This is a genomic window from Bacteroides sp. MSK.20.82 (assembly GCF_019052485.1).
Lineage (GTDB): Bacteria > Bacteroidota > Bacteroidia > Bacteroidales > Bacteroidaceae > Bacteroides > Bacteroides thetaiotaomicron.
Map to the genome: position 1 here is coordinate 90759 of NZ_JAHQUN010000019.1, position 11120 is coordinate 101878.

Genomic DNA, 11120 nt, shown 5'->3' on the forward strand with positions numbered 1-11120 from the left:
TTCGTAATTACCAAGCAAAATACGACTAATATTTTCAAGAAAAAACAGAAACAATCATTTTCAGTAGCCTTACTATTTGATATTAAGCAATTTGCAGCCTTGCCATATTCGCTTTTTCCAGCTGTTGTTTTGCATAATCCAGCGTTACCTTATACTCTTTTTTGCTCTCTGAAGGGATTTCAAACATGACATCCATCATGATTGTTTCCACAATAGAACGCAATCCACGGGCACCTAACTTATATTCTACAGCCTTGTCAACGATATATTCGAAAACAGAATCTTCAAATGTCAGCTTGATACCATCCATTTCAAACAACTTGATATATTGCTTGATGATAGAGTTTTTCGGCTCGGTAAGAATAGCACGGAGTGCATTGCGGTCCAGCGGATTCAGATAAGTCAGCACCGGAAGACGACCGATTATTTCGGGAATCAGGCCGAATGACTTCAAATCCTGAGGAGCAATGTACTGCATCATATTATTCTTATCGATCACTGCTGTTTTCTGCGATGCGGTATATCCTACCACATGCGTATTCAGCCGTTGGGCGATTTTCTTTTCAATACCATCGAAAGCACCACCACAGATAAAGAGAATATTCTTGGTATTCACCGGAATCATTTTCTGGTCGGGATGCTTACGGCCTCCCTGGGGAGGAACGTTCACCACCGATCCCTCAAGCAATTTCAGCAAACCTTGCTGCACACCCTCTCCACTTACGTCGCGGGTGATAGAAGGATTGTCTCCTTTGCGGGCAATCTTGTCTATCTCATCGATAAACACAATTCCTTGCTCAGCCTCCGGCACATTATAATCTGCCACCTGAAGCAAACGGGTCAGAATACTTTCAATATCTTCACCGACATAACCGGCTTCCGTCAATACCGTAGCGTCTACAATCGTAAACGGGACATGAAGCAACTTGGCAATAGTACGTGCCAGCAATGTTTTTCCGGTTCCGGTACTACCCACCATGATAATGTTTGATTTTTCAATTTCCACATCATCACCGCTGTCTTTCTGCAAAAGACGCTTGTAATGGTTGTAAACTGATACAGAAAGAAAGCGTTTCGCATCGTCCTGTCCGATTACGTACTGGTCGAGGAATTTCTTTATTTCTACCGGTTTGGGCAGTTCTTTTAAGTTGAGTTTGGTAGCTCCCGCCCTTTTTCTGCCTTCGCCCAGGGCTTCCTGAGTAATCTCATAAGCCTGAGTAGCGCAGCTGTCGCAGATATAGCCGTTCATTCCTGTGATCAGGAATCCTACTTCATTCTCCGACCGACCACAGAAGCTACACTTTTTCTTTGTCTTTGAATCAGCCATTTTTATTTTTTAATCAATACTTCATCAATCATTCCGTATTCTTTCGCTTCCTGAGCTGTCATCCAGTAATCACGGTCCGAATCGGCCCATACCTTATCAAAGTCAGTGTGCGAATGATCGGCGATGATCGTATAAAGTTCTTTCTTCAATTTCTGAATTTCACGGGCTGTGATTTCAATATCCGAAGCCTGTCCCTGCGCACCGCCCATCGGTTGGTGAATCATCACGCGTGAATGCGGCAATGCAGAGCGTTTGCCTTCGGCACCGGCTACCAGCAATACGGCAGCCATCGAAGCAGCCATACCTGTACAGATAGTAGCAACATCACTTGAAATAAACTGCATGGTATCGTAAATACCCAGTCCGGCATACACACTACCGCCCGGAGAATTGATATAGATAGAGATATCCTTGCCCGGGTCTACAGAGTCCAGATAGAGCAGCTGCGCCTGAAGCGTGTTTGCCGTATAGTCATCTACTTGTGTACCCAGAAAAATAATGCGATCCATCATCAGTCGGGAGAATACATCGAGCTGAGTTACATTCAGCTGTCTCTCTTCGAGAATATAGGGATTCAAATACCCGGCTTGCGATTTAATCACATCGTCCAGCACCATGCCATTCATTCCTAAATGCTTGGTTGCGTATTTTCTAAAATCATCCATGTTATTGTTCCTTTCTAATTAAATTTATAATAAACGTAAGTGCAAAGAAACGAAAAAGAACACAGAGACACAAAAAAACACAGAGTTATAATTTTATAAAAACTCTGTGTTTCTGTGACTTTATGTTCTATTCAACCGAACGATTATTCAAACATTTTATTGAATTCTTCCATAGAAACGTTCTTGTTCTCCAAAGTTACCTGAGCTTTCAAAGCTGCAGCCAGCTTCACTTCCACTACGCGGCTTACCAGGTTGTTGATAGTATCTTTCTTCTTCAACATTTCCTGTGCATAGTTATCAAGCACATCTTCGGGTACAGACAACATTCCGTATTGAGCGAACTGTGCTTTGGTAGTTTCTTTCGCCATCTTCAGCACATCTTCCTGCTCTACCTTAATATCGTTTGCCTCTACCAGCTGTTCCTTGATCAGGTGCCAAGTCAGTTCTTCAATGCTCTTATCGTAGTTTTCGGCTACATATTCTTCGCCTTTTTCTTCGTTGTTCAGCAACATGATACGTTTCAGCAATGCATCAGAGAATTCCAGCTTACCTACTTTGTCCATCATCACTTTACGAATGTCGATCAGGAATTTATAATCGCTGTCAGCAACAAATCTTGCTGCGATTTCTTCTTTGATCTTAGCGCGGAATTCTTCTTCAGTCTTCACTACACCTTCACCAAATGCCTGGTCAAATACTTCCTGAGTCAGTTCACCCGGTACGAAACGAGTGATTTCTTCTACCTGGAAGCTGAAGTCAGACTTCACATCCTTAGCGATTTCCTTGTCGATCTTCAACAGAGAGCCGAGTTCAGCAGCGTGTCCGTCGTAAGCAACATTCGGGTTGAATACCAATACGTCATTTACTTTTGCATTAGCAAAGATAGCTTTCTGATCGTCGTTCTTCATATAAGAAGGCATTAATACAGCACCTTCTACCTGAATACCGCCTTCTTTCGTATTACCTTCTTCGTCCAGCTGAGCCAACAGACCTTTCAGCATGTCGTTATCTTCGTAAACGTCTACTTTGTCGTATTTACCGGTGCGCTGAGTATACATCTTCACCTGGTTTTCGATCATTTCATCCGATACTTCGATCGTATAGTAATCTACTTTATCTTTAGCGCTTACTTCAGCTTTGAATTCAGGTGCCAGAGCGATATCGAACACAAACTCGAATTCTTCCATTGTATCGAAGTCGATAACCTGCTGTTTTTCTTCGTTAGGCAACGGTTCGCCCAGCATGTTCACCTTATTTTCTTTAATATAGTTGTAAACAGCTTCTTGCAGTACCTTATTCACTTCTTCTGCAATCACTGATTTACCATACATCTTCTTAACCAGGCTCATCGGAACCATTCCTTTACGGAATCCCGGCATCTGTGCCTTCTGACGGAATGATTTCAACGATTTGTCTACTTTTTCCTGATAGTCGGCTTTCTCAAGCTTCACAGTAAGCTGTGCGCTTACTTTGTCAATGTTTTGTAATGAAACGTTCATTCTGACAATTATTTATTTGATTTATACTTTGTTCTAACTCAAACGAGGGTGCAAAATTAGTGCTAATCTTTCAATTTTCAAAAGACATTGCAGATTTATTTCGCATCTATTTTGGAATATACAAATGACAATTGCATGACAGGCAGCGGTTCACTAGCCACGCATCCTTGTTTTTTTCTCGTTGCCTGCAAATAAAAGTAAGAAAAAGATGGTCAATCCAAAAATTATTCTTTTCTTTGCTGCGGATTGATGGACCATTAGTTTCTCGATTTGATTACAAGGTTTTTACTTCTGTTTCGAAAACGCATTTGTAAACTCTCTGTCGTTTTAATCTTTTTATTAGTAACCATCTATCCAGAGAGTTTTATTCATTTATTTATTTTTTTATCATTTTCATTATGAACATTTATGTTGGAAACCTTAACTACCGTGTTAAGGAAGGAGATCTGCAACAAGTGATGGAAGATTACGGAGCAGTATCATCAGTTAAAGTAGTTATGGATCGTGAAACCGGTAAATCCAAAGGATTTGCTTTCATCGAAATGGAAGACGATGCAGCAGCTGCTAAAGCAATCGCAGAATTGAACGGTGCAGAGTACATGGGCCGTACAATGGTAGTTAAAGAAGCTAGACCCAGAGCTTAATTGCCGACGCTAATATAGCTAAGAAAAAAAAGAAACTTCTGCCACCTGATGACAGAAGTTTTTTTATGTCCTTCTATTTACTTTTCCGTCAGCCTTCCATATTCTGCACTTCCATATCCTTCACTTTACGAAGCAGGTCCGAAGCAAAGATAAAGTTATTCAGCCGTTCATTGGTAGAAGTGAAAATATCATCTTTCGTCCCTTCCCATTCCTTATGTCCTTCATAAATATAAATCACTTTCTCACCGATTCCCAGCACAGAGTTCATGTCATGGGTATTGATAATAGTCGTCATATTATACTCCTGAGTGATGTCATGAATCAGGTCATCAATAACTAATGACGTTTTGGGGTCCAGCCCGGAGTTCGGTTCATCACAGAACAGGTACTGCGGATTCAATGCGATAGCACGGGCAATAGCCACACGCTTCTGCATACCGCCACTGATTTCACCCGGAAATTTATCTTTCGCCTCAGTCAGATTCACACGTTCCAGACAGAACATGGCACGCTTGGTACGGTCACGCAGTGTATCGTTGCTAAACATATTCAGCGGGAACATTACATTATCCAGCACCGACATGGAGTCAAAAAGCGCCGCACTCTGGAAAATCATCCCCATCTCCTTGCGAAGCATCTTTTTCTCCTTCTTCCCCATCAAGACAAGGTTACGTCCGTCATACAGCACTTCTCCTTTTTCGGGAGTAAGCAAGCCTACGATACATTTCATCAAGACCGTTTTACCAGAGCCGCTCTGACCGATAATCAGGTTTGTCTTTCCATTCTCAAAAGACGCATTGATATTACTCAATACCGTTTTATCTTCAAATGATTTATAAAGTCCTCTAATATCAATCATCCCATCAAAAGTTTAGTTAATACCAAATCTGCAAACAGAATCAACACACTACTGCTTACCACAGCATCCGTAGAAGCCTTTCCTACAGCAATGGAACCACCATCTACCGTATAGCCGAAAAAGGCAGAAACACTTGCAATAATAAAGGCAAAGAAAAGGGATTTTATGATACCCGCCCAGATAAACCATTCGACAAACATATACTGCAGTCCATATTCCAGATCGACCGCATTCATCACACCGGCAAACCAACAGGTACAAAAAGCACCGATAATACCGGCAAAAATACTAAACGTCACCAACACAGGGATCACAGTTACCATGGCCGTTATTTTGGGTAGTATCAGATAATTGGCGGAATTAATACCCATTATTTCGAGTGCGTCAATCTGCTGCGTCACCCGCATTGTTCCCAGTTCCGAAGCAATGTTCGAGCCGACCTTTCCCGCCAGAATCAAACACATAATAGAAGAGGAGAACTCCAGCAACATAATTTCACGTGTCACATATCCCACTGTCCAGCGAGGCATCCATGGACTTTCAATATTCAATTTAATCTGAATAGTAATCACCGCGCCGATGAAAAACGAAATCAACAACACGATGCCGATGGAGTTCACACCCAGTTGCTCCATCTCGTTAAGGTATTGCCGGAAAAACATACGCATACGCTCGGGACGGGAAAAAGTACGTCCCATCAGTATGATATATCGTCCGACAGTTCTCAATGCTTTTATCATAACTCACACTATTTGTCTGCAAATGTACATTATTTCAGCTTATTTTTACTACATTTGCCGCAAAATAACTAGAATATGGAAGAAAGCAAGATGGTGCTTCGCACGGAAGACCTGGTTAAAAAGTACGGTAAACGAACCGTTGTAAGCCATGTATCCATCGACGTGAAGCAAGGTGAAATTGTGGGTTTGCTGGGACCGAACGGTGCCGGTAAGACGACTTCATTCTATATGACCGTAGGACTGATTACTCCTAATGAAGGACGAATCTTTCTCGACGACCTTGAGATAACCAAGTTTCCAGTATACAAACGGGCGCAGACAGGTATCGGATACCTTGCACAGGAAGCCTCCGTATTCCGTCAGATGAGTGTAGAAGACAATATCGCTTCCGTACTCGAAATGACCAATAAGCCCAAAGATTATCAAAAAGACAAGCTCGAAAGTCTGATTGCCGAGTTCCGCCTTCAGAAGGTACGCAAGAACAAGGGTAACCAGTTGTCCGGAGGTGAACGCCGTCGTACTGAAATCGCCCGTTGTCTTGCCATCGACCCGAAGTTCATTATGCTCGATGAACCGTTTGCCGGAGTCGACCCTATCGCAGTAGAAGATATTCAGCAGATTGTGTGGAAGCTGAAGGATAAAAACATCGGTATCCTGATTACCGACCACAATGTGCAGGAAACATTAAGTATCACTGACCGCGCTTATCTGCTGTTCGAAGGCAAGATCCTGTTTCAGGGAACACCGGAAGAATTGGCAGAAAACAAGATTGTGCGTGAAAAATACCTGAGTAACAGTTTCGTTTTGCGCCGTAAGGACTTCCAGTTAAATAAAGACGAATAATCCTCTTAAATAAAAAGAAATCGCCCGGCAATGGAATATTGCCGGGCGATTTCTTTTTATTCATACGAATATACCTTTTACTTCTGTCGGATATAAATATTGATCGGTGTACCGGTCAGGTTCCACTTCTCACGCATTTTGTTTTCCAGGAAACGTTTGTACGGTTCCTTCACATACTGCGGCAAATTGGCGAAGTACACAAATGAAGGCACTTGTGTATTCGGCAACTGCGTGATATATTTAATCTTGATATATTTACCTTTATTGGATGGAGGCGGATATGCCTCAATCAGCGGAAGCATCTCTTCGTTCAGACGGGCAGTCGGTATCTTCGTCGTACGGTTTTCATACACGTTGCGGGCTTCTTCAAGCACTTTCAGGATACGCTGTTTGGTCAATGCAGAAGCAAATATAATCGGGAAATCCACAAAGGGAGCAAAACGTGAACGGATAGTCGCTTCAAACTCCTTCATCATTTTCGCTGTTTTATCCTCTATCAGGTCCCACTTATTAATCACGACTACCAGTCCCTTCTGATTTTTCTGAATCAAAGAAAGAATATTCAAATCCTGACTTTCAACGCCTCTTGTAGCATCGAGCATCAAAATACAGACATCCGCATTTTCAATCGAACGAATCGAACGGACTACCGAATAGTATTCCAGATCCTCGTTCACCTTATTCTTTTTACGGATACCGGCTGTATCTACCAGATAAAAATCAAATCCGAATTTATTGTAACGAGTATAAATAGAGTCACGGGTTGTTCCGGCGATCTCCGTTACAATGTTACGGTCTTCTCCGATAAACGCGTTTACGATAGAGGATTTTCCCGCATTCGGGCGTCCTACCACAGCAAAGCGGGGAATATCATCATCCAGAATTTCCGAAGTCTCTTTATTGAATTTGCTGACGATCAAGTCCATCAAATCACCTGTACCACTTCCGGTGATAGCAGAGATACAATACGGATCGCCCAATCCTAATTTATAAAACTCAGGAGCGTTATATTGTAATTCATTATTATCTGTCTTATTGGCAACCATAATCACCGGGCTGTTAGCACGTCGCAAGATAGTCGCAACCTGCATATCCAGGTCAGTCACTCCGTTCATCACATCCACTACAAACAGAATAACGTCTGCTTCCTCCACAGCCAGCAATACTTGCTTCCGGATTTCCTCTTCAAAGATATCGTCAGAGTTCACTACCCATCCGCCGGTATCTACCACGGAGAACTCACGGCCCAGCCATTCGGACTTGCCATACTGTCTGTCACGGGTTGTACCCGCTTCTTCATTCACAATTGCCTGACGAGTTTTCGTCAGACGGTTAAATAAGGTAGACTTGCCCACATTAGGGCGTCCTACAATTGCAACTAAATTATTCATAGCTCAATACCTTGTTTTTTCACGACTATCCCAGTCGCATGAATACTCTTAATCTAACTGATAACCAAAGTTCCGCAGTTCCTTATCCGAACTACGCCAATCTTTATCAACCTTCACATAAGTTTCCAGGAAAATCGTCTTTCCAAAGAAACGTTCCAATTCCCGGCGTGCTTCGGTAGCTACTTTTTTCAATGCTTTTCCCTGCTTGCCGATAATGATTCCTTTTTGTGAATCACGTTCCACATAAATCACTGCCCGGATATGTATTTTTTTCGCTTCCTCTTTAAATTCTTCCACTACTACTTCCACCGAATAGGGGATTTCCTTATCATAATATAGCAGAATCTTTTCACGGATAATCTCATTCACAAAGAAGCGGGCAGGCTTATCCGTCCACTGATCTTTGCCGAAATAAGGAGGAGAATCAGGCAACAGTTCCTGAATACGCTTCATCACATAGTCTACATTAAACTTAGATGCGGCAGAAATAGGAATAATCTCAGCCTGCGGAAGCAGTTCCTTCCACTCTTCGACCAGTTTGATCAGCTTCTCCTGATCCGTAAGGTCTATTTTGTTGATAAGCAACAGGACAGGAACCGTCATCTGACGCACCTTTCCCATAAACTCATTATTCTTATCGGGCGTCTCCACCACGTCAGTCACATAAAGCAGTACATCCGCATCTGTCAGTGCAGAAGTTGAGAAGTTCAGCATCGACTCCTGCAACTTATAGTTAGGTTTCAATACTCCCGGAGTGTCAGAAAAAACAATCTGCATATCATCCGTATTATAAATTCCCATAATTCGGTGACGGGTAGTCTGCGCTTTGAAGGTAGCAATTGATATACGTTCTCCCACCAAAGCATTCATCAATGTCGACTTTCCGACATTCGGATTCCCTACGATGTTTACAAAACCTGCTTTATGCATTTCTCTTTATTTTATTGGTTGAGACAAAAAAACGCATCGAATCGAAATAGGATGCGTTTTTTGTGTTATAATTCAGTAACTTACGTTACGATTCCTTTTTTCCGTCATAACCCCATTTTACATAAACCGCACCCCATGTAAATCCGGCGCCGAATGCTGTAAATATAATGTTATCACCTTTCTTTAGTTTATCTTCAAAATCCCAGATACACAGAGGAAGCGTAGCGGCACTTGTGTTACCATAATGTTCAATGTTCACCAGCACTTTATCCATCGGGAGTTCCATGCGATGAGCCACAGCTTCAATGATACGTACATTTGCCTGGTGGGGAACCACCCAGTTAATAGTATCTTTGGTCAGACCATTCTTTTCTGCAATTGCAGCCGATACATCCGACATACTTGAAACCGCGTATTTGAACACTGTTCTTCCTTCCTGGTGCAGATAGTGCATTTTATTGTCTACAGTGAAATAAGACGGAGGACAAACCGAACCACCAGCTTTCATATGGAGGAAAGGCAAGCCTTTACCATCAGTTCTCAGTATCGAATCCATAACACCTAAATCTTCCGTAGTGGGCTCCATCATAAAAGCAGCGGCGCCGTCACCAAAGATAGGGCATGTAGCACGATCTGTATAGTTAACCATTGACGACATCTTATCGGCACCGACAATGATAATTTTCTTATATCTTCCCGAACGAATGAAATTAGCAGCTGTTTCCATCAAATACAGGAAACCGCAACAAGCGGCCTGCAAATCGAAAGCAAATGCGTTTTTCAGTCCGAGTTTATCGCAAAGAATAGAAGCTGTAGAAGGGAAGTGATAGTCAGGAGTAGTAGTAGCAACAATAACCAAATCGATATCGTCAGGATTGGCTCCAGTCTTCTTCATCAACTGCTTGGCAGCTTTGCGTGCCATGTATGAGCTACCTAATCCTTCCTCATTCAGAATATGTCTTTCCTTTACTCCAATACGAGTCATAATCCATTCATCGTTGGTATCTACCATTTTTGATATCTCTTCATTAGTCAAGATATAATCGGGTACATATCCTCCAACTCCTGTGATTACTGCATTTATTTTTTCCATCAAACCTATTTTAAATTAGCGATACTATAATACTTAAAGCAGCCGGAGAGTTTTCCCCCTCGGCTGTCTTGAGTATACTGTACTAATTATACAGCTGCTTCTTTTTCGATAGCGAGCTTACCTCTGTAGTAACCACATGCGCCACATACAGTGTGATAAACATGCCATTCTCCGCAATTCGGACAAATAGCCAATGTAGGAGCTACTGCCTTATCATGAGTTCTTCTCTTTGCTGTTCTTGTTTTTGATTGTCTTCTCTTAGGATGTGCCATTTTCTTAAAACTTTAATTATTATCTAATATTTTTTTTAATTCATTCCAACGGGGATCAATTTGTTCCTCCATTTCCTCCGCAACTACGATATCATCTCCACCTGTGTCGAAGACTTCATCGCTATCTTCATTAGCATCTGTTTTGAGATGCTTGCTCAACTTGCTAGTAACAGCTTTGTTGCACTTACCCGGAGCGTGTACATGCTTCATTGGGATAGAGAGTGCAACGAATTCATACATGAACCATGCAACATTGATTTCTCCCTCTTCTTCAGGGATCACAATCAGGTTGTCGCCTTCCTCTGCATATTCATGTCCAAACTTCACCATCAGTTTGTCAGACGAAGTGATCTGTAGCTCCATTTCGTCCAGGCAACGGTCGCATGGTACCCATACTATACCGTCTGTCTGAAAGCTCAGTTCGAAAGCACGAGAGGTTCTTTTCACAGTCAAAGTAACATTTACTTTTCCTTTCTGAACTTCAGGACCATCAATGTGGGCGAAGTAAAGGTTATCCAAAACAAACTCATACTTAGCAGAGTCTGTTTGCATGCCTTTCAAATCAATTTTGTATTTATCAAACTTTCCCAAAGCTTCTCTCTTTTTTAAATCGTTAGATTACAATTCGGGCGACAAAGATACAAATAAATATCCTCATAACATACAAATTACCAGTAAATATTCACTTTTTTAATAGGTATTATGAGGATTATTGCTGTTAAAAATGATGTCACAAATTTCAGAAGGACAAAAAACAATAAAGCCCTTCTGGTATTTCTACCTGAAGGGCTTCTCTAAAAACGGCGGCTACCTACTCTCCCACTGTTACGCAGTACCATCGGCGTGACGAGGCTTAA

General features: G+C 41.9%; 12 protein-coding genes. 2 read left to right on the forward strand and 10 right to left on the reverse strand.

Annotation, left to right across the window (positions count from 1 at the left end):
* Positions 1 to 82: 82 nt before the first annotated feature.
* The 3 genes from clpX to tig form a co-directional block, all read right to left on the reverse strand.
* Positions 83 to 1327, reverse strand: a complete 1245-nt coding sequence (clpX, locus tag KTR07_RS16135) for an ATP-dependent Clp protease ATP-binding subunit ClpX (RefSeq protein ID WP_008764111.1) — start codon at positions 1325 to 1327, stop codon at positions 83 to 85.
* A 2-nt stretch (positions 1328 to 1329) separates the two neighbouring features.
* Complete coding sequence (gene clpP, locus KTR07_RS16140; RefSeq protein WP_004297164.1) at positions 1330 to 1992, reverse strand: ATP-dependent Clp endopeptidase proteolytic subunit ClpP; 663 nt, start codon at positions 1990 to 1992, stop codon at positions 1330 to 1332.
* A 143-nt stretch (positions 1993 to 2135) separates the two neighbouring features.
* Positions 2136 to 3491 carry a trigger factor gene (tig, locus tag KTR07_RS16145; protein WP_008764110.1) on the reverse strand — a complete coding sequence of 452 codons (1356 nt, stop codon included), beginning with the start codon at positions 3489 to 3491 and terminating at the stop codon, positions 2136 to 2138.
* A 398-nt stretch (positions 3492 to 3889) separates the two neighbouring features.
* Between tig and KTR07_RS16150 the strand changes: the two genes are divergently transcribed.
* Positions 3890 to 4135 (forward strand): RNA-binding protein, encoded by a 246-nt coding sequence (locus tag KTR07_RS16150; RefSeq protein WP_004297160.1) that lies wholly within the window; start codon positions 3890 to 3892, stop codon positions 4133 to 4135.
* A gap of 88 nt (positions 4136 to 4223) precedes the next feature.
* Here the strand turns inward: KTR07_RS16150 and KTR07_RS16155 are convergent, their stop codons facing one another.
* Entirely contained in the window at positions 4224 to 4994 is a 771-nt protein-coding gene (locus KTR07_RS16155) for an ABC transporter ATP-binding protein (RefSeq protein ID WP_008764109.1), read from the reverse strand.
* A complete protein-coding gene (locus KTR07_RS16160; protein WP_008764108.1) occupies positions 4991 to 5734 on the reverse strand; it encodes an ABC transporter permease in 744 nt (247 codons plus the stop codon). The genes KTR07_RS16155 and KTR07_RS16160 overlap by 4 nt, the downstream gene beginning before the upstream one ends.
* Before the next feature lie 75 nt (positions 5735 to 5809).
* Here KTR07_RS16160 and lptB point away from each other — a divergent pair, with 75 nt between their 5' ends.
* Positions 5810 to 6577, forward strand: a complete 768-nt coding sequence (lptB, locus tag KTR07_RS16165; protein WP_008760767.1) for an LPS export ABC transporter ATP-binding protein — start codon at positions 5810 to 5812, stop codon at positions 6575 to 6577.
* Positions 6578 to 6654: 77 nt separating this feature from the next.
* Here the strand turns inward: lptB and der are convergent, their stop codons facing one another.
* The 5 genes from der to KTR07_RS16190 form a co-directional block, all read right to left on the reverse strand.
* On the reverse strand, positions 6655 to 7968 hold the full coding sequence (gene der / locus KTR07_RS16170; RefSeq protein ID WP_008760766.1) for a ribosome biogenesis GTPase Der: 1314 nt from the start codon (positions 7966 to 7968) through the stop codon (positions 6655 to 6657).
* Between the two features lie 48 nt (positions 7969 to 8016).
* Positions 8017 to 8898 (reverse strand): GTPase Era, encoded by an 882-nt coding sequence (era, locus tag KTR07_RS16175; RefSeq protein ID WP_008760765.1) that lies wholly within the window; start codon positions 8896 to 8898, stop codon positions 8017 to 8019.
* 85 nt (positions 8899 to 8983) lie between these two features.
* Positions 8984 to 9991 carry a beta-ketoacyl-ACP synthase III gene (locus tag KTR07_RS16180; protein WP_008760764.1) on the reverse strand — a complete coding sequence of 336 codons (1008 nt, stop codon included), beginning with the start codon at positions 9989 to 9991 and terminating at the stop codon, positions 8984 to 8986.
* Between the two features lie 86 nt (positions 9992 to 10077).
* Positions 10078 to 10263, reverse strand: coding sequence for a 50S ribosomal protein L32 (gene rpmF, locus KTR07_RS16185; RefSeq protein WP_002562387.1), 186 nt, complete (start codon positions 10261 to 10263; stop codon positions 10078 to 10080).
* Between the two features lie 12 nt (positions 10264 to 10275).
* A complete protein-coding gene (locus tag KTR07_RS16190) occupies positions 10276 to 10854 on the reverse strand; it encodes a DUF177 domain-containing protein (protein WP_008764107.1) in 579 nt (192 codons plus the stop codon).
* Between the last annotated feature and the right edge of the window lie 266 nt (positions 10855 to 11120).

Bases quoted from the DNA above. Each gene is read 5' to 3' on its own strand.
- clpX (WP_008764111.1), bottom strand. From the start codon at position 1,327: ATGGCTGATTCAAAGACAAAGAAAAAGTGTAGCTTCTGTGGTCGGTCG.
- clpP (WP_004297164.1), bottom strand. From the start codon at position 1,992: ATGGATGATTTTAGAAAATACGCAACCAAGCATTTAGGAATGAATGGC.
- tig (WP_008764110.1), bottom strand. From the start codon at position 3,491: ATGAACGTTTCATTACAAAACATTGACAAAGTAAGCGCACAGCTTACT.
- KTR07_RS16150 (WP_004297160.1), top strand. From the start codon at position 3,890: ATGAACATTTATGTTGGAAACCTTAACTACCGTGTTAAGGAAGGAGAT.
- KTR07_RS16155 (WP_008764109.1), bottom strand. From the start codon at position 4,994: ATGATTGATATTAGAGGACTTTATAAATCATTTGAAGATAAAACGGTA.
- KTR07_RS16160 (WP_008764108.1), bottom strand. From the start codon at position 5,734: ATGATAAAAGCATTGAGAACTGTCGGACGATATATCATACTGATGGGA.
- lptB (WP_008760767.1), top strand. From the start codon at position 5,810: ATGGAAGAAAGCAAGATGGTGCTTCGCACGGAAGACCTGGTTAAAAAG.
- der (WP_008760766.1), bottom strand. From the start codon at position 7,968: ATGAATAATTTAGTTGCAATTGTAGGACGCCCTAATGTGGGCAAGTCT.
- era (WP_008760765.1), bottom strand. From the start codon at position 8,898: ATGCATAAAGCAGGTTTTGTAAACATCGTAGGGAATCCGAATGTCGGA.
- KTR07_RS16180 (WP_008760764.1), bottom strand. From the start codon at position 9,991: ATGGAAAAAATAAATGCAGTAATCACAGGAGTTGGAGGATATGTACCC.
- rpmF (WP_002562387.1), bottom strand. From the start codon at position 10,263: ATGGCACATCCTAAGAGAAGACAATCAAAAACAAGAACAGCAAAGAGA.